The sequence below is a fragment of the Polymorphobacter multimanifer genome (assembly GCF_014205635.1).
Lineage (GTDB): Bacteria > Pseudomonadota > Alphaproteobacteria > Sphingomonadales > Sphingomonadaceae > Sandarakinorhabdus > Sandarakinorhabdus multimanifer.
Genome location: NZ_JACIIV010000002.1, coordinates 137365 through 155374, shown reverse-complemented (window position 1 = coordinate 155374; position 18010 = coordinate 137365). Strand labels below are relative to the sequence as shown.

Annotated in this window: 16 protein-coding genes; 10 read left to right on the top strand and 6 right to left on the bottom strand. The window is 65.0% G+C overall.

Features of this window, described 5'->3' with window-relative positions; all coding sequences use genetic code 11:
• The first annotated feature begins 307 nt into the window (after positions 1-307).
• The 3 genes from FHS79_RS01760 (at position 308) to FHS79_RS01750 (ending at position 4179) form a co-directional block, all read left to right on the top strand.
• Positions 308-1573 (top strand): metal-dependent hydrolase family protein, encoded by a 1266-nt coding sequence (locus tag FHS79_RS01760; protein WP_184194444.1) that lies wholly within the window; start codon positions 308-310, stop codon positions 1571-1573.
• Between the two features lie 40 nt (positions 1574-1613).
• Positions 1614-3413: a DUF885 domain-containing protein gene (locus tag FHS79_RS01755; RefSeq protein ID WP_184194441.1), complete on the top strand. Its 1800-nt coding sequence runs from the start codon at positions 1614-1616 to the stop codon at positions 3411-3413.
• A gap of 82 nt (positions 3414-3495) precedes the next feature.
• The gene (locus FHS79_RS01750; RefSeq protein ID WP_184194439.1) at positions 3496-4179 is read left to right on the top strand and encodes a DUF2490 domain-containing protein; all 684 of its coding nucleotides are present in this window, start codon (positions 3496-3498) and stop codon (positions 4177-4179) included.
• Here FHS79_RS01750 and lepB read toward each other — a convergent pair.
• The 4 genes from lepB to pyrE form a co-directional block, all read right to left on the bottom strand.
• Positions 4176-4997 carry a signal peptidase I gene (gene lepB, locus FHS79_RS01745; protein ID WP_184194436.1) on the bottom strand — a complete coding sequence of 274 codons (822 nt, stop codon included), beginning with the start codon at positions 4995-4997 and terminating at the stop codon, positions 4176-4178. The genes FHS79_RS01750 and lepB overlap by 4 nt on opposite strands.
• A complete protein-coding gene (gene acpS, locus FHS79_RS01740; protein ID WP_341534400.1) occupies positions 4994-5416 on the bottom strand; it encodes a holo-ACP synthase in 423 nt (140 codons plus the stop codon). The genes lepB and acpS overlap by 4 nt, the downstream gene beginning before the upstream one ends.
• The gene (locus FHS79_RS01735) at positions 5413-6162 is read right to left on the bottom strand and encodes a pyridoxine 5'-phosphate synthase (protein ID WP_184194433.1); all 750 of its coding nucleotides are present in this window, start codon (positions 6160-6162) and stop codon (positions 5413-5415) included. Before FHS79_RS01735 ends, acpS begins: the two co-directional genes overlap by 4 nt.
• 94 nt (positions 6163-6256) lie before the next feature.
• Complete coding sequence (pyrE, locus tag FHS79_RS01730) at positions 6257-6838, bottom strand: orotate phosphoribosyltransferase (protein ID WP_184194430.1); 582 nt, start codon at positions 6836-6838, stop codon at positions 6257-6259.
• A 137-nt stretch (positions 6839-6975) separates the two neighbouring features.
• Between pyrE and FHS79_RS01725 the strand changes: the two genes are divergently transcribed.
• Complete coding sequence (locus FHS79_RS01725; protein WP_184194427.1) at positions 6976-7950, top strand: CsgG/HfaB family protein; 975 nt, start codon at positions 6976-6978, stop codon at positions 7948-7950.
• Positions 7951-7959: 9 nt separating this feature from the next.
• Here FHS79_RS01725 and FHS79_RS01720 read toward each other — a convergent pair whose 3' ends face one another.
• Together FHS79_RS01720 and rpoZ are read right to left on the bottom strand one after the other, a co-directional pair.
• The gene (locus tag FHS79_RS01720; protein WP_184194424.1) at positions 7960-10095 is read right to left on the bottom strand and encodes a RelA/SpoT family protein; all 2136 of its coding nucleotides are present in this window, start codon (positions 10093-10095) and stop codon (positions 7960-7962) included.
• A gap of 138 nt (positions 10096-10233) precedes the next feature.
• Positions 10234-10575 carry a DNA-directed RNA polymerase subunit omega gene (gene rpoZ / locus FHS79_RS01715; RefSeq protein WP_184194420.1) on the bottom strand — a complete coding sequence of 114 codons (342 nt, stop codon included), beginning with the start codon at positions 10573-10575 and terminating at the stop codon, positions 10234-10236.
• A 229-nt stretch (positions 10576-10804) separates the two neighbouring features.
• Here rpoZ and rpsD point away from each other — a divergent pair, with 229 nt between their 5' ends.
• From rpsD to FHS79_RS01685, 6 genes are all read left to right on the top strand, one after another.
• Positions 10805-11416, top strand: a complete 612-nt coding sequence (gene rpsD, locus FHS79_RS01710; RefSeq protein ID WP_184194417.1) for a 30S ribosomal protein S4 — start codon at positions 10805-10807, stop codon at positions 11414-11416.
• Positions 11417-11859: 443 nt separating this feature from the next.
• Positions 11860-14454 carry an Rne/Rng family ribonuclease gene (locus FHS79_RS01705; protein WP_184194413.1) on the top strand — a complete coding sequence of 865 codons (2595 nt, stop codon included), beginning with the start codon at positions 11860-11862 and terminating at the stop codon, positions 14452-14454.
• A gap of 151 nt (positions 14455-14605) precedes the next feature.
• Complete coding sequence (gene cobA, locus FHS79_RS01700) at positions 14606-15388, top strand: uroporphyrinogen-III C-methyltransferase (protein WP_243452570.1); 783 nt, start codon at positions 14606-14608, stop codon at positions 15386-15388.
• Positions 15373-15663: a DUF2849 domain-containing protein gene (locus tag FHS79_RS01695; RefSeq protein ID WP_184194410.1), complete on the top strand. Its 291-nt coding sequence runs from the start codon at positions 15373-15375 to the stop codon at positions 15661-15663. Before cobA ends, FHS79_RS01695 begins: the two co-directional genes overlap by 16 nt.
• On the top strand, positions 15663-17303 hold the full coding sequence (locus FHS79_RS01690; RefSeq protein ID WP_184194407.1) for a nitrite/sulfite reductase: 1641 nt from the start codon (positions 15663-15665) through the stop codon (positions 17301-17303). The genes FHS79_RS01695 and FHS79_RS01690 overlap by 1 nt, the downstream gene beginning before the upstream one ends.
• Entirely contained in the window at positions 17296-17691 is a 396-nt protein-coding gene (locus tag FHS79_RS01685; protein WP_184194404.1) for a DUF934 domain-containing protein, read from the top strand. The genes FHS79_RS01690 and FHS79_RS01685 overlap by 8 nt, the downstream gene beginning before the upstream one ends.
• Positions 17692-18010 lie beyond the last annotated feature (319 nt).

The window sequence follows — 18010 nt, the reverse complement described above, 5'->3', positions numbered from 1 at the left end:
TGGCAAGCCAACGGATAAGCGAGGGCCGTCGATGTTAAGGAAACTTGGCATCGAGGTAGCCAGGTAATTGTCAGGACAAGCTGATGTTCAAGCCAAGGCGCTACATGATCGAGCTAGGTGGGGCGTTGCTGCTCTATGCCGTGTTGCGGCCGCTATGACCCGACGTTGCCGCTGGCCTTTGCCATAGCCCGGCTGTTCGAAGGTCGGATCGAAGATGTTTTCCAACCGTGATCGGCCGCAGGACTTTCATCGTCCCGATATCTGGCTAGAGTCCTCCGCAATCACAACAGGTTGGGGACTGTATATCATGATCGCGCGGATGATGCTGGCAGCGGTACTGCTCGCCGGGCCGGCGCAGGCCGAGACGGTGGCGATCAAGGCCGGCCGGCTGATCGTGGATGCTGCCAAACCGGCGCTGGGGCCGTCGACGGTGATCGTCGAGAATGGCCGGATCGTGGCGGTGCAGCCGATCGACCGTCCGATCCCGGCGGGGGTGCGGGTGATCGACCAGTCCAGCCGCACGGTGCTGCCGGGGCTGATCGACGCGCATGTGCACCTGACCGGCCAGCCCGACCAGCCATTCTGGCGCGAAGCCACCGACAGCGACGAAAAGGCCGTGGCGGTGGGCCTCTACAATGCGCGCGTCACGTTGAAGGCCGGCTTTACCACGGTGCGCGATGCCGGCGCGCCGGGCATTGCGGGCTATGCGGTGCGCGATGCGATCCGAGACGGCATGTTCCCCGGGCCACGCATCCTGGCGGCGGGGTCGGCGCTTTCGATCGTCGGCGGGCATGGTGATGTTTCGGGCTTCCGGCCCGAGGTGAATGCAGCGCTTTCGGGTAGCAGTGTCTGCACCGGAGCGGTCGAGTGCGCGGCCAAGGTGCGCCGCGCCTCGCAGCTGGGGTCGGACGTGATCAAGATCACCGCCACTGGCGGCGTGCTCAGCCAGCAGGGCCGCGGATTGGGCCAGCACTTCACCGACGAGGAAATGAAGTCGATTGTCGATACGGCCGCATCGCTCGGGCTGAAGGTGATGGCGCATGCGCACGGCGCGCGCGGCGTGGAGGCGGCGGCGCGCGCCGGGGTGGCGAGCATCGACCATGGCACCTTTGCCGATGACGCAGCGGTGAAGGTGATGGCAGCGAAGGGCAGCTGGTATGTGCCCACGCTGATGGCGCTCGTCGGGATCGAGGAGCGGCTCGGCAAGGGCGTCTATACGCCGGTGGTGGAGCAGAAGATTCGCGAGACGCTGGCGGTGCGCGGCAAGGCACTGGCGGCGGCAGTGAAGGCCGGGGTGAAGATCGCCTATGGCACCGACAGTGCCGTCTATGCCCATGGCCGCAACGGCGAGGAGGGTGCGGAGATGGTGAAATATGGCGGCATGACTCCGCGCGCCGTGCTGGTTTCCGCCACTTCGGGGGCTGCCGAACTGCTCGGTGTGAGCAGCGAGACCGGGACCATCGAACCCGGCAAGGCTGCCGATATGATTGCAGTCGATGGCGACCCGCTCACCGATGCCCGCGAGCTTGCCAAGGTGAAATGGGTGATGGCGCGCGGCGAGGTGCTTGAGTAAGGCTGCCTTGGTTGACTGATACAGTAGACGGGATTTGACGATGCGCAGCGTGTTTTTGGCCGCGGTGGGCTTTTGCTTGATGGTGCCGCTGGCGGCACCTGTCAGGGCGCAGGCTGCGGAGGCGCCGGCCGACGAGGCCAGCCGGCTGCGCAAGCTGTTTGCCGATTCGGACGAAGCGGCGTTGAAGCGCAGCCCGCTTTCCGCACTGTTCCGCGGCGACCAGCGATACGCCGACCAGCTGGGGGACTTTTTTTCCGATGCCGCGCTCGACGCGCAAAAAGCCGCGGCGGAGGCCGATCTGGCCGCGCTCAATGCGATCGACCGCGACAAGCTCTCGGCTCAGGACCGGGTGAGCTATGACGTGTTCCGCTGGCAGACCGAGACCAATCTCAAGGGCTTTGCACCCGAGCTCGTCGCTGCGACGCAGGGCCGGCCGATCGACCATATGCGCGGCATCCACACCTTCATTCCCGATATCTCTACCGGGGAGAGTGCAGCCCCGTACAAGACGGTCAAGAATTACGAGGATGGCCTCAAGCGGCTGACGAGCTTCGCCTTTCAGCTTGATATGGCGACTGCGCGTTTCCGCCAGGGCATGGCGGCGGGCGTGGTGCAGCCGAAGCTGGTGACGACCAATGTCATCGGCCAGCTCGACACGCTGCTGGTTGGCGGCACCGCGGCTTCGGTGATGATGAAGCCGGTCGGCAAGTTTCCGGACAGCTTTTCCGCTGCCGACAAGGCACGGTTGTCCGCAGACTATGCCAGGGTGGTGGGCAGCGAGGTGAACCCGGCACTGGCCCGGCTGCGGGACTTCCTGAAAGCCGAGTATCTGCCAGTGGCGCGCGACAGCGTCGGGCTTTCGGCCATGCCGGGGGGTGCGGCGCTCTATGAATATCTGATCCAGACGAACACCACGACCGACCTGACGGCAAGCGAGATCCACGATCTTGGTCTCAAGGAAGTCGCACGCATTCGCCAGGGCATGGGTGCGGTGCAGAAGCGCATGGGAGTGAAGGGCGAGCTTTCCGATTTCTTCACCTTCATCCGCACCGATCCGCGCTTCAAGCCGAAGAGCAAGGACGATCTGCGGCTGCGCTACGAGGCAGTGGGCAAGCGGGTGAACACCACCGTGGGCAGCCTGTTCAGCACGCTGCCCAAGGCGCCGCTGGAGATTCGTCCGGTGCCCGAATTCCGCGAGAAGAATGATGCCGCCGGCTCCTACCAGTCGGGTACGCCCGATGGCTCGCGGCCGGGCATCTTCTACTACAACACCTATGACCTGCCCTCGCGCACCACCCAGGGCATCGAGACGCTGTATCTTCATGAAGCCGTGCCGGGGCATCATTTCCAGATCAGCCTGGCGCAGGAAAACGAGGCGCTGCCCGCGTTCCAGCGCTTCGGTGGCAACACCGCCTTTGTCGAAGGCTGGGCGCTCTATGCTGAAAGCCTGGGGCCGGAGCTCGGCATGTTCAAGGACCCGATGCAGTTGCAGGGCCGCTATGATGACGAGATGCTGCGCGCCATGCGCCTTGTGGTCGACACCGGTCTGCACGCCAAGAACTGGGGCCGCGATCAGGCGATCGAATACATGATGGCAAACTCGGCGATGGGTCGTACCGATGCCACCATCGAGGTGGAGCGCTATATCGCCATGCCCGGGCAGGCGCTTGCCTACAAGATCGGCCAGCTGACGATCAGCCGGCTGCGCGCCGATGCCCAGGCGAAGCTGGGCCGCACGTTCGACATCCGCGCCTTTCACGAACAGGTGCTGATGACCGGCGCGCTGCCGATGGCGGTGCTGGAGAAGAAGATGGCGGATTGGGTGGCAGGGCAGCGCTGAGAGCCCGGCCTTGGCGTGGATCTCGAAGTTTGCCGGGTGCGTGTCGTTTTATCGACATATTGCGTGCCTAGGGGGCGGCAGCATGATCCGAAGCGCCCGAATTGCCAGCCTGCGACGGCTGGGCTGCCTTGCCATCCTGTCCCTGGCCGCACCTGCACACGCCGACGAGCAGGTCTGGTTGGCTGGCATCGCGCAGGGGCCGATCAAGGGAAAGCTCATCACCTGGATCGAGGTCCAGCCGCGCTTCACCGATGGCGGGGACCGGTTGGGGCAGACGATCCTGCGGCCTGCGGTCGGCGTGCAGCTCAATCCCGCGGCGACGCTGTTGCTCGGCTATGCGTATGTCGAGAGCAATCCGGATGGGCTGCCGGCGCGACGCGAGCATCGCACCTGGCAGCAGGCGCAGGTGCGGCTGGCGGGGACACCGGGCAAGGCGGTGCTGGTGTCCCGCACGCGGCTCGAACAGCGATTTCTTGAAGGCGCAGACGAAGATGGCTGGCGGTTGCGGCAGTTTCTGCGCGGCCAATACTGGCTATCCGAGAAATGGTCGCTGATTGGCGTGTCGGAGGCATTTGTCGGGCTCGATTCGACGCGTTGGGGGCAACGATCGGGCTTGGAGCAGGTGCGCAATTTTGCGGCCGTCGGCCATGCCATCACCCCCCGCATCACACTGGAGGCCGGCTATCTCAACCAGCGGCTGGTGCGGCCGGGCGCGGACGGCACCAACCATGTCCTCAACCTCAACCTGTTTTACAGGCTGGGCTAATTGTTGAGGCCGATGAGATAGCGGTCGGTTCGGACGGCACCGAGCCAGGTCATCGGGTTCCAGTCGGTCGAGCCATCGAGCGAGAAGGTGATGAACTCGGCGCGGCCGACGACATTCTCGATCGGCAGCATGCCGAGACCGTCGCGGCTGACATCGAAGCGGCTGTCCTGGCTGTTGTCGCGGTTGTCCCCCATCAGGAAGACATGGCCTTCGGGGACGATGACTGGCGGGGTATTGTCTTGCGGCATCTCGCCGACATCGAGGGTGAGATAGCTGCGACCGCCGGGCAGCGTCTCGCGCCAGGTGGGGTAGCGGCAAACCTGGGTGCCGGCCGCACTGGTGGCACGGTACTGGGCATCGACGATGGTGAGGCAATCCGAATTGGGGCTCACGGCAATCTCGGTGTCCGCGACGCGTTCACGCTGCACGGGGACGCCGTTGAGCCAGAGCGCGCCATCCTTCATCTGCACGGTGTCCCCGGGCAGGCCGATGACGCGCTTGATCCAGTCGACATGGTCGCGCGGTGCCTTGACGATGGCGATGTCTCCGCGCGCCGGCATGCTGCCGAGCAGCCGGCCCTGGATCGGCGGCAGCACTTCGATGGAGGGCGACAAATAGGAATAGCCATAAGGGAATTTCGACACGATGAGCCGGTCCCCGATGAACAGCGTCGGCAGCATCGAACCGGAGGGGATGTAGAAGGGTTTGGCGATGAAGCTGTGCACCGCCAGCACCGCGAGCACGAGCAGGAAGAGCTGCCAAAGCTCGTGTGCCCAGTTGGTCGGCTTCTTTGCCACGGTGGTGGATGCCTCGGTCATTCGGGACTCGCGGTAATGAGAACGATCGCCTGCGCCCATGGATGGTCGTCGGTGATTGTCAGATGAATGGTCGCCCTATGCCCGATGGGGGTGATTTGCGCCAGCCTTTGCGCCGCACCGCCGCCGAGCTGCAGCGTCGGGGCGCCCGAGGGGAGGTTGATCACCCCCATGTCCTTGAAGAACACGCCGCGGCGGATGCCGGTGCCGAGCGCCTTTGCACACGCCTCCTTGGCGGCGAAGCGCTTGGCAAAGGTGGCGGCGCGGGTGAGTACGCGGGTATTGGCCTTCGCCTGTTCGACATCGGTGAACACCCGGTCGATGAAGCGGGCGCCGAAGCGCTCGATACTCGATTCGATGCGGGTGATGTTGCACAGGTCCGATCCGAGCCCGAGCACGACGATGCCTGCGGGAATGTTCACGCGCCCCGCTCGGGACGAGCAATGCAACGCGCTTCGTCCATCAATGCACGCATCTGGCGGATGGCTTGCGCCAGGCCGATGAACACCGCTTCGCCGATGAGGAAATGGCCGATGTTGAGCTCGGCGAGCTCGGGCATCGCCGCCACCGGCGCCACATTGTCGAAGGTGAGGCCGTGGCCGGCGTGGATCTCGAGGCCAAGCGACACGCCAAGCGCAGCTGCTGTGTGCAGCCGCTGCAGCTCCACTGCCACCTGTTCGCCGCTGGCATGGGCATAGGGTCCGGTGTGCAGTTCGACCACCGGTGCGCCCAGGGCTGCTGCGGCGTGGAGCTGGTCGGCATCGGGCGCGATGAACAGGCTGACACGCGAGCCGTTGGCGCGGAGCTGCCGCACGATGGGGGCAAGCGTGTTGTGCAGCCCGGCGGCATCGAGCCCGCCCTCGGTGGTGCGCTCGGCGCGGCGCTCGGGCACGATGCAGGCGGCGTGTGGCTTGGCGGCGAGGGCGATGGCGAGCATCTCGTCGGTGGCTGCCATTTCGAGGTTGATCGGCAGGCGCGTGGCGGCCGCCAGCCGCGCCAGATCTGGATCGGTGATGTGTCGCCGGTCCTCGCGCAGATGGACGGTGATGCCATCGGCCCCCGCTTCTGCGGCCACGATCGCGGCGCGCACCGGATCGGGATGCAGCCCGCCGCGCGCGTTGCGGATGGTCGCGACATGATCGATGTTGACGCCCAGCCTCAACATCATGCGGGTCCCTTGCTGCACATTACTGGCGATTTGGCCTTGTGAACGCCGGCGACGGCGAGTGGTGCAAGGACCATGGAAACGACTGCGGTCGATCTCATGCCGCACGGCTCCCAGGCTTTACCGCCGGGAGCGCTGCCAGTTCGGGCGGGAGTGCGTCGGGGGCGTAGCTCGGCACGTCGAGGCGCAGCAGCGGCGTGAAGGGAACGCCGAGATCGGCAGTGCCATTCGAGCGATCGACGAGCGAGGCGGCGTGGATGACATCGCCGCCAGCGGCGCGCACGGCGGCTATCGCCTCGCGGCTCGAGAGGCCGGTCGTAACGACATCCTCCATCAGCAACACCTTCTGCCCCGGTGACAATGCGAAGCCGCGGCGCAGCTCGAACGTGCCGGTGGGGCGCTCGACGAACATTGACAGCACGCCGAGGGCTCGTGCCAGTTCGTGCCCACAGATGAGGCCTCCCATCGCCGGCGCCACGACGACCTCGACCTGAGCTCTGACAGACTCTGGCAGCCGCGAGGCAAGCGCTTCCGCCAGCCGGGCGGCGCGGGCCGGGTCCATCAGCACCCGTGCGCATTGCAGATAGCGAGGCGAGCGCAGCCCGGAAGACAGGATGAAATGCCCTTCGAGCAACGCTTCGGCGGCGCGGAATTCGGCAAGGATGTCGTTGTCGGTCATGCGCGATCCCTAGCACCGTCGCACACGACGTCAAAAGCAACATCTTGGCGCATCCCCTTCCCTTTCCGATGCGTAATTCGTTTGTCTCATGCGCCAGAGTTTGGCAAAATATCTGGGCTGTTGCGGGGGTGTATCGAATGAAAATCCAAATTGCTGGTTCCGTGGTGTTTGCCGCTGTCGCACTGATGGGGCTTTCGAGCCCGGCGGCTGCGCAAATGAAATCCAAGGCAGGCAAGGAAATCGAGAAGGATCGCGCCCAGAAGACAGCAGAACTTCCGATTTGCGCCAAGCCGCTCGGCACATTGGCGCTTGCCGAGCCGGAAAATCTGGAAAACCGCTGGTGGACGAGCCTCGGCCTCAGCTCGCCCGAGGCGCTGATCCGCGTTTATGTCCAGCAGTCCAAATGCTTTCGCCTCGTCAATCGCTCCAACCGCGGCATGGCTGCGATGCAGCAGGAGCGCAGCCTTGCTGCCGCCGGGGAGACGCGGCGAGGTGGCACCTTCGGCAAGGGGCAGATGGTGGAAGCCGATTTCACGGTCATCCCCGATATCGTCACGAGCAACAACAACAAGGGCGGGCTCAAGATCGGCAGCCTGATCGGCGGGTTCGTGCCGGGGTTTGGCGGCGCGTTGCTGGGTGGGCTCGATATCAAGAAGCGGTCGGCCAATGTCATCCTCAATGTCGTCAACAACAAGTCGTCCGAAGAATTCGTGGCGGAGGGCCAATCCAAGAAATCCGACCTCGGCTTTGGCGCGGGCGGCGGCTTTTTCAGCGGAGGGTTTCTCGGCGCCGGCGGCGCATCGGGCTATGACAATACCGAAATGGGGCAGGTGATCGCGCTGGCCTATCTCGATGCCTATACCAAACTGGTCAATGATCTTGGTGGGCTCGAGAATGCCATTGGCGGGCAACAGGCCGAGCGTGCAGTGGCGATGAAGAATTCGGGTCGGATGTTCACGACCGCCGACATCAAGTCCAAGGTCCTGAAGCCGCTTGATTCCGGCGCCATGCTCTATCCGACAGGCAACAAGCTCAATGGCTTGTGGGAGGTGGAAGACGAGCTTGGCAGCAAGGGCTGGGTGCCCGAAGTGGCGATTGCGATCGCGCGGTAGCGTCTGACCTCAGCCGCGTATCCGCTCCACGCTCACCACCGCCGGCAGCTTGCGCAGGGCGGCAATGATGGCGGTGAGCTGCTGCAGCCCTTCCACTTCGATATCGATGATATCGGTGTGGAATTCGCGGTCGCGGTGCTTGAGGCTGAGGTTCACGATGTTGGCACGTTCGGCGGCCAGCACGGACGTCATCGCCGCCAGCGCACCGGTCTGGTTGTGGACGACGACAGCGAGCTGCGCCACCGCACCATCGCTTTCCTCGCCCCAGCCGACCTCCTGCCATTCGCCGGTCTCGTCCGAAAGCACCGAGCAATCAATGGCGTGGACCATGATCGGCTGGCCAGGGTGGCGCACGCCGACGATCCTGTCTCCGGGCACAGGATGGCAGCAAGGGCCGAGTTCGAACGCCATGCCGGCGGAGAGCCCCTGGATACTGACCGCCGCCGGCCCCGGCTTGCCGCGCTTGGTTCGGCGCGGGCGGGCACCGGCGGTTGAACCCGGAACCAGCGCCTCGGCAACCTGCTCGTCGGAAAGGTGGCCGGCGCCCAGCGCCAGTTCGAGCGCAGTCTGGTCCGCCAGCTTCAACCGGCTGAGGGCGCCGGCCATCGTCTCGCCATCGAGGTTGAACTTCATCCGCTTGCACAGCGCTTCGAGCAGCTTGGCGCCCATTGCCACCCGCTCGCTCATGGCCTTTTGCCTGACATGCCGGCGGACTGCGGCGCGCGCCTTGGCGCTGGCGACGAAGCTTTCCCACGCCGGATCGGGTGTCTGGTGCTTGCCGCGCAGGATCTCCACCTGGTCACCATTGGCGAGCACGGTGCGCAGCGGCACGACGCGCCCATTGACCTTGGCACCGACGCAGGATTCGCCGAGATTGGAATGAACGGCATAGGCAAAGTCCACCGGTGTCGAACCCTTGGGCAGCTGGTGGAGCGCACCCTTGGGAGTGAAGACGAACACCTGATCCTGGAACATCGCCAGCTTGGCATTTTCCAGCAGCTCTTCGGGACTCGCCGCATCGGTGAGCACTTCGAGCAGATCGTCGATCCACGGATAGGCCTCGCGGGTGGCGGCCGGCGAGGAGCCCTGCTTGTAGGCCCAATGTGCTGCCAGCCCGAGCTCGGCTTCCTCATGCATCGGCATGTCGCGGATCTGCACTTCGATGCGGGTGTTTTCGCCATAGACCAGCGTCGTGTGAATCGAGCGATAGCCGTTGCGCTTCGGTGTGGAGATGAAATCCTTGAAGCGACCCGGCACCATCTTCCAGCGTCGGTGCACCGCGCCCAGTGCCGCATAACAGGCGGCCTCGTCGGGCACGATGACGCGAAAGGCGATGATGTCCGACAGCTGTTCGAAATCCAGCCCGCGGCCCTGCATCTTGCGCCAGATCGAATAAGGGCGCTTCTCGCGGCCGGTCACTTGCGCTTCGATGCCGCGTTCGGCGAGGAGGACGCCGATCGCCTGGGCGACATGATCGAGGTCGGTGCGGGCCTTGCCGGGCCGCTCGCTGGCACCAGCCGAGGCGCGCAGCCGTGCCAGCCGTGCGGTGATCGACGCGTGCGCCTCGGGCTCCAGATGCATGAATGCCAGCTCGCTCAGCTCGTCCATGAAACCGTACATGCCGATGCGTTCTGCAAGCGGGGCGTAGATGTCCATCGTTTCCCGGGCGATGCGGCGACGCTTGGCCTCGTTCTTGATGTGATGCAGCGTGCGCATGTTGTGCAGCCGGTCCGCCAGCTTGACGAGCAGCACGCGGATATCGTTGGACATTGCCAGCAGGAACTTGCGCAGGTTTTCGGCCTGCCGCTCGCTGTCCGTCTGCGCCTCGATGCGGCTGAGCTTGGTGACACCGTCCACCAGCCGACCCACGCTGGCGCCGAACAGCCGGTCGATCTGCTCCTGGGTGGCGACGGTATCCTCGATGGTATCGTGGAGAATGCCGGTGGCGATCGTCTCGTCGTCGAGCTTCAGCTCGGTGAGGATGCCCGCGACTTCGATGGGATGGCTGAAATAGGGATCGCCGCTGGCGCGCAACTGGCTGCCATGCGCCTTCATCGAAAACACATAGGCGCGGTTCAGCAGGTCCTCATCCGCATCGGGATCATAGGCCTTTACGCGCTCAACAAGTTCATACTGCCGCAACATGGTGGGATATTGGGCGTGGTTTCAGCCGGGCGCAAGCAACTATGCCTCCGGCGGCTGGGGCCTCGGGCCCCAGACCCCAATAGTTAAGCTCGGTCCTCAAAATGGGGTCTGGGGCCCGAGGCCCCAGCCGCCGGAGGCTTACTCGTAATCGGGTCCGAGGTTCTGGTTGCGCGGAGGCTGGGCGGCAGTGATGCGCAGCGCTTCGGCCAATGCGGCGAGCGAGCCGATCGCGTCCGGCGTATCGTCATCGTCGGCGACCATCTTCTGCATCGAGACGATGAGCGCTTCCTTGATGAACGCCGGAGACACGGTTTCATCGGCGATCTCACGCAAGGCGACGACGGGGTTCTTGTCCCGATCGCGGTCGATGGTGAGTTCGGCACCGCTGGAGATGGCGCGCGCGCGATTGGCAGCGAGCAGCACGAGATCGAAACGGTTGGAAACCTTGTCGACGCAATCCTCGACGGTGACGCGCGCCATGGGCAGAACTCCGGAATCTTGAATAGGGGGGCGTCCTGCCGCGTGAGCGCTGCCGAGTCAAGCAATTCGGCTTGACCGGACGGGGCTGCGGGACTAGCAGGCTCGCTTCGCAATTGGCCCTGCACCCCCGGTGAAGCAGCGGCCGCGCCTGGCAGATGGCCGTGCGGTGCGAGGCCGGGGCTTGAAGGCGAGGGCATTTTGCCGCCGCCCAGCAGCAGGTTGGACCATCATGAGCAAGCGCCATAGTTCGAAGTACAAACTCGATCGCCGCATGGGCGAGAACATCTGGGGGCGCCCGAAGTCCCCGGTCAACAAGCGTGAATATGGGCCCGGCCAGCACGGCCAGCGCCGCAAGAGCAAGGTGTCGGACTTCGGCATCCAGCTCAAGGCCAAGCAGAAGCTCAAGGGCTATTACGGCGATGTGACCGAGAAGCAGTTCCGCAAGGTCTATGACGAAGCGGTGCGAATGAAGGGCGATACGTCGCAGAACCTGATCGGTCTGCTCGAGCAGCGTCTCGACATGGTTGTCTATCGCGCCAAGTTCGCGCCGACGATCTTTGCCGCACGCCAGATCGTCAACCACGGCCATATCCTGGTCAATGGTCGCCGCCTCAACATCGGCTCGGCCAAGATCAAGCCGGGCGATGTGGTCGAGCTGGGGGCCAAGGCCAAGGACATGGCGCTGATCCTCGAAGCTCAGTCGCTGACCGAGCGTGACGTGCCGGAATATGTCGCAATCGATGGCCCCAAGGCCACCTATGTGCGCGTGCCGACGCTCGACGAAGTGCCGTATCCGGTGAAGATGGAGCCGAATCTGGTCGTCGAATTCTATTCGCGCTGACCCTTCGCTTCAGTCGTCTTGATGAAAACCGTCGGATACCGAACAGGTGTCCGGCGGTTTTTGCTTTTGCCCAGCACGAGAAATTTCGCGGACTTGCAGCCGCGGGCTGGCACTGCTACTCATTTGCTGTCAGCGGTTTGTCCGCTGCGCTCCCTGAAGGTTCGTCCTGTCGCCTTGATCGGCGGTGTTCGACGAATCGGCCGGGGAGACACGGGCGCCGCGCTGCGGCGGCCCGATTTGATGATCGAGGGGCGGAATGCACGGTAGCAGCATGAGCAGGACAGGAGCAGGCGCAAGCGACCTGCCGACGTCCGCGCGCGCTGGTCACGCCGTGGCCGCCCTGTGCGCATCGCCTGTATTTTTGTCATTCAGTTCAAACATCCAACAATTTAGCCCCCGCCCTGCAGACACTGAAGGGCGGCCGAGGGCCATGGAGCACCATAATGTCACTTCGCATGCTTATCGACGCCCGCCACCCGGAGGAAACCCGGGTCGCCGTGGTCAACGGCCAGCGCATCGAGGAATTTGATTTCGAGGCGGCGGATCGTCGCCAGCTCAAGGGCAATATCTACCTCGCCAAGGTCACAAGGGTCGAACCCAGCCTCCAGGCGGCGTTTGTGGAATATGGCGGCAACCGCCACGGCTTCCTGGCCTTCTCCGAAATCCATCCCGATTATTACCAGATCCCGCGCGAGGACCGCGAAGCGCTGCTGCGCGAGGAAGCCGAGCTGGCGGCCGACCATGACGACCACCATGACGACGAGGATGAGGACGAGGGCGAGGGCGAGGGGGTATCCGAGACCGGCGGCCAGCATGACGAGCCTTCGGATGCGCTGCGCCGCAAGCGCCAGTCACTGCGCCGCCGCTACAAGATCCAGGAAGTCATCCGCCGTCGCCAGGTGCTGCTGATCCAGGTGGTCAAGGAAGAGCGTGGCTCCAAGGGTGCTGCACTCACCACTTATCTCAGCCTTGCCGGCCGCTATTGCGTGCTGATGCCCAACACCGCGCATGGCGGCGGCATCAGCCGCAAGATCGCCAACCCGGCCGATCGCAAGCGGCTGAAGACGATCATGGCCGATCTGAAGCTGCCGCAAGGCATGGGCGCCATCGTGCGCACCGCCGGGCTCAAGCGCTCGGCCGACGATATCCGCCGCGATTTCGATTATCTGACGCGGCTGTGGGACGAGATCCGCGAGCGCACATTGGGCAGCATGGCGCCGGCGCTCATCCACCAGGATTCGGACCTCATCAAGCGCGCGATCCGCGATGTGTACAACCGCCAGATCGAGCAGATTCTGGTCGAGGGCCCCGAGGGCTATGAGGCGGCGACGCGCTTCATGTCGATGCTGATGCCGGGCCATGTCGCCAAGGTGGTGGAGTATGTCGACAATGTGCCCCTCTTCCAGCGCTTCGGCGTGGAGGCACAGCTCGAGGGCATGTACCAGCCGGTCGTGCAGCTGAAATCGGGCGGTTATATCGTCATCAACCCGACCGAGGCGCTGGTTTCGATCGACATCAACTCGGGCCGCTCCACGCGCGAATATGGCATCGAGGAAACCGCGACCAAGACCAACCTCGAAGCCGCCGAGGAGATCGGACGTCAGCTCAGGTTGCGCGACATGGCCGGGCTGGTGGTGATCGACTTCATCGACATGGAAAACAGCGGCAACAACCGCAAGGTCGAGAAGGCCATGAAGGAGGCGATGAAGAACGATCGCGCTCGCGTGCAGATCGGCCGTATCTCGTCCTTCGGGCTGATGGAAATGAGCCGGCAGCGGCTGCGCACCGGCGTGCTCGAAGCCAGCACCCATATCTGCCCGATGTGCGAGGGCACCGGCATGGTGCGCTCGGTGGCATCGGCCGCCCTTGCCGCACTGCGTGCGCTCGAAGCCGAGGCGCTGCGCGGCCGCGCCAGCGACTTCACGCTGCGCGCCAGCGAAGCGGTGGCGGTTTATGTGCTCAACAAGAAGCGCATCGAGCTGGCCGAGCTCGAAGAGCTTTATGGCGTGACGATCCACACCGTCCCCGACGACGACTTCATTGGCCCGAACTTCGTGATCGACGCCGCCGGCTCGCCGCCGAGCAAGAAGGTGGAGATGGCAGCGCTGCCCGCAGTCGTGCGGATCGAGGATGATCCTGATGATGTGGCCGATGCCGATGACGATTCGGACGGCGAGGACGATGGCGAGGCACGCGAAGAGCGCCGCGAGCGCGGTCGTGATGGGGGCCGCGAGCGCGGTGGCCGGGGCAAGCGCCGCCGTCGCCGCGAGCGTGATCCCGCCGATGCCGAGGCTGGCGATGCACCCGAGGGCGAAGAGGCGCCCGAAGCGGCTGAGGATGCCGATGCGTCTGAAGAGATCATCGCCAGCGCTGCCGACGAAACGCCGGCTGAGCGGGACCGCAAGCGTCGCCGTCGTGGCCGCCGTGGTCGTCGCAATCGCGATGGCACCATGGAGGCTGGCGACAATGCGGCCGCCGCAACCGATGAGGATGCCGATGGCGAAGTGACTGCCGAAGCGCCTGCTGCTGCCGAAACCGAAGAGGCCCGGCCGCGTGGTCGTCGCCGTCGCGGTGGTCGCGGTGGATCGCGCGGCGCCGAGACAGCAGCCGCCGCAGCCCCCGAAGAGGAGGCCATCGTCGAAGCGCCGGCCGCGCCGGAAGCGGTTGAAGCCGATGCGCCCAAGCCGCGTGGCCGTCGCCGCAAGGCCGATGCCGTCATTCCGGAAGCCGTAGTGGTGGAAGAGCCCGTGCCTGCGCCCGTGCCTGCGCCCCTGGCCGAGGAGCCGGCTGCCAAGCCGCGCCGCGCTCGCAAGCCCAAGGCAGCCGAAGCAGCACCCGAGCCGGTGGTCGAAACGCCGGTTGCAGAGCCTGCAGAGCCGGAAGCTGCGCCCAAGCCGAAGGGCCGCCGCAAGGCTGCGCCCAAGGTGGCAGAGGCAGAGGCTGTGGAAGCACCAGCCGAAGCCGAAGCCGAGGCACCTGCGGCCGAGGCTGCACCGGCCTCCCCGCGAAAGGGTTGGTGGCAGCGCACCTTCGGCTGACGCTCCGCCGGGCGGGCGGCTGATGAACTGACGCCGCCCGGGGCAACACCCCGGGCGGCGGCGTTGCACAGCGCGGCCAAAACCCTTTCTAGGCAGCGGCATAGATTCTCTCGTTGGCGCTGCTGGCCCTCTCTGGCCTATTCCGCCGGTCATGATGGTTAGCAACACAACCGGGCGGGTCTTCCTCGTCGGCGCCGGGCCCGGTGCCGTTGACCTGCTCACGCTGCGCGCTGCACGGCTGCTCGGGGAGGCAACGGCCGTTGTCCATGACGGACTGGTGAGCGACGCGATCATGGCGCTGGTGCCGGCCTCGGCATTGCGCATCTCGGTCGCCAAGCGCCGCGCGCGGCACACGCTTTCGCAAGCGGCCATCGGCGATCTGCTCGTCGAACTGGCCTTGGCCGGTCACGCCGTGGTGCGCCTCAAGGGTGGCGACCCCTTCATCTTCGGCCGTGGCGGCGAAGAGGTTGATGCCTGTGCGGCGGCCGGGGTTCCGGTCGAAGTCGTGCCCGGCATCAGCAGCGCGCAGGGTGCAGGTGCAGCAACGCTGATGCCGCTCACCCACCGCGACCATGCTTCGATCGTCAGCTTCGTCGCCGGCGAGTGTCGCGGGTTGGCGGCGCAGAACTGGGTCGGCCTTGCCGGCCCTGGCCGCACGCTGGTGATCTACATGGGGTTGGCGGGCTCGGAAGCGATTGCCGACAAGCTGATCGCCGATGGCCTGACGCCCGACACGCCGGTGGCGGTGATCGAGCGCGCCACCAGGCACGACCAGCGGCTGTTCCGCTCACTCCTCGCCGATCTTTCCGGGCTCATCGCCCGCGCCGGCGTCACCTCGCCTGCGCTCATCATCGTTGGCGCCGTCGCCCGCCTGGGCGTAGCCGATTCCGAAATCCTGACATTAGCCGAGGCCGCACCATGCCCCATATCCTGACCGGAAACCGCCTCGAGACGGGCGACGTGCTGTGGTGGGACGGGAGTGACTGGACGCTGCATATCCGCGAGGCAGCACTGATCGAGCCCGCCGCGATCGAGGCGCTGATCGCCGAAATGAAGCCCGCCGAGCGGATCAACGATCTTGCCGCGGTGGAAGTGACGGTGGAAGGCGGCAGCTACCGCCCGACCACGACGCGCGAGCGCGTGCGCGCCATCGGGCCCAGCGTGCGCCCCGATTTTGCCCTTCCAAGCCTGCCTGTGGACACCATCTGATGTATCGCTACGACAAGATCGACCAGGCCATCGTCGATGCCCGGGTTGCCGAGTTCAAGGATCAGGTGGCGCGCCGCCTCAACAATGAAATCACCGAGGACCAGTTCAAGCCGCTGCGGCTGATGAACGGGCTCTACCTGCAGCTGCACGCCTATATGCTGCGCGTCGCCATCCCCTATGGCACGCTCTCGGGCACACAGATGCGGATGCTGGCGCACATCGCGCGCAAATATGATCGTGATTACGGGCACTTCACCACGCGCCAGAACATCCAGTACAACTGGATCAAGCTCGAACAATTTTCCGATCTGCTCGACGACCTGTCCAAGGTCGAGATGCACGCCTTCCAGACCAGCGGCAACTGCATCCGCAACATCAGTTCGGACCAGTTTGCGGGTGCTGCCGCCGACGAGGTTGCCGATCCGCGGCCTTATGCCGAGCTGCTGCGCCAATGGTCGACGCTGCACCCCGAATTCAGCTTCCTGCCGCGCAAGTTCAAGATCGCCGTCATCGCGTCCGAAGCCGATCGCGCGGCGATCCAGCTTCACGATATCGGGCTGCAACTGCGCAAGAACGACGCCGGCGACCTGGGCTTCCGCGTCTGGGTCGGTGGCGGCATGGGGCGCACCCCGGTGCTCGCCAAGGTGATCCGCGAGTTCATCCCCGTCAGCCAGTTTCTCAGCTATTCGGAAGCGATCTTGCGCGTTTACAACCGCTATGGCCGCCGCGACAATATTTACAAGGCACGCATCAAGATCCTGGTGAACGAGCTTGGCATCGAGGAATTCACCCGGCAGGTCGAGGACGAATGGGCGCTGCTGCAGCCGCTGGCGCTCGATGCGCCGCAGAGCGAATATGATCGGATCATCGCGCAATTCCCGGATCCGGCGTTCGATCCGGCCGCACCCGACAGCATCGATGTGTCCAACCCCGAATTCGGCGCCTGGGTGGATCAGAACACGCATTTCCACAAGCAGCGCGGCTATGCGAGCGTGACCATCAGCCTCAAACCGCCGGGCGGCATCCCCGGCGATGCCTCCTCGGCGCAAATGGACATCATTGCCGATCTTGCCGAACGCTATGCGCATGACGAAATCCGCGTGACGCACAGCCAGAACCTGGTGCTGGCGCATGTCCGCAAGGTCGATCTCCACGCGCTCTGGACAGTACTGCGCGCCGCCGGGCTGGCCACCGCCAACCTCGATCTCGTCACCGACATCATCGCCTGCCCCGGCATGGATTATTGCACGCTTGCCAATGCGCGCTCGATTCCGATCGCGCAGAAGATCGCCGCCAAGTTCGAGAATGATGGCGCTGCCCAGCGCGACATCGGCGAGCTGAAGATCAAGATTTCCGGCTGCATCAACGGCTGCGGGCACCACCACGCCGGGCACATCGGTATCCTCGGCGTCGACAAAAAGGGCGAAGAAGCCTACCAGCTGCTGCTCGGTGGCTCGGGCGCGGAAGACGCCAGCTTGGCCAAAATCCTCGGCCCCGGCTTCGACGAGAACGGCATTGTCGACGCCGTCGACCGGCTGATCGGCTTCTACAAATCGGCGCGCACCGGCCCCGATGAGCGCTTCCTCGATGCCTATCGCCGGCTCGGGCCCGCCCCCTTCAAGGACGCCGTCTATGTCTGATCCGCAGATCGCCACCCTCGCCGAGCTGCTCGCCGGCGCCAATAGCAGCGCCGTGCGGATCGAACCCGGCGACGACGCCCGTGCCCTGCTGCCACACCTCGGCCAGCTGACGCTGGTGGAGGTCACTTTCCCGAAATTCCGCGACGGCCGCGGCTACTCGTCAGCGCGTATCCTTCGCGAAGCCGGCTTCACCGGCACGCTCCGCGCCGCCGGCGATGTGCTCGTCGACCAGCTCGGCTTCATGGTCCGCGCCGGCTTCGACGACTTCGCCCCCGACGTGCCGCTCGATCCGGCGGTCGTGGAACGCACGCTGGCGCGCTACCCCTTCGTCTACCAGAAAGCCGCCGACGCGCGGGCCCCGGCTTGGGCGCTGCGCGAGGGCGCCTGACAGGGGTTCAGGATGCCTCCGGCGGCTGGGGCCGGCGGCCCCAGACCCCGGGTGTTGGCGTCTAAGCTGATATCGACTCATCCGTTGTCGGGTCGCGCTCCGAAGCAATAGAAGCCGCGTTCCTGTCATCTACCACCTGCATTGAGGCATGCATCAATGGCGGCTAGTCTGCTTACTGATCATCCGATCCAGCCACCGACGACTGCAGACAAGAGCACTGCGATTAAGAACGCATGTTCACAGCATCGGTGTAAGTTTCCGCATGCGACACTTGCAAGTGGGCGGTGGATGACGCGAAACACAAGGGGTCTGGGGCCAA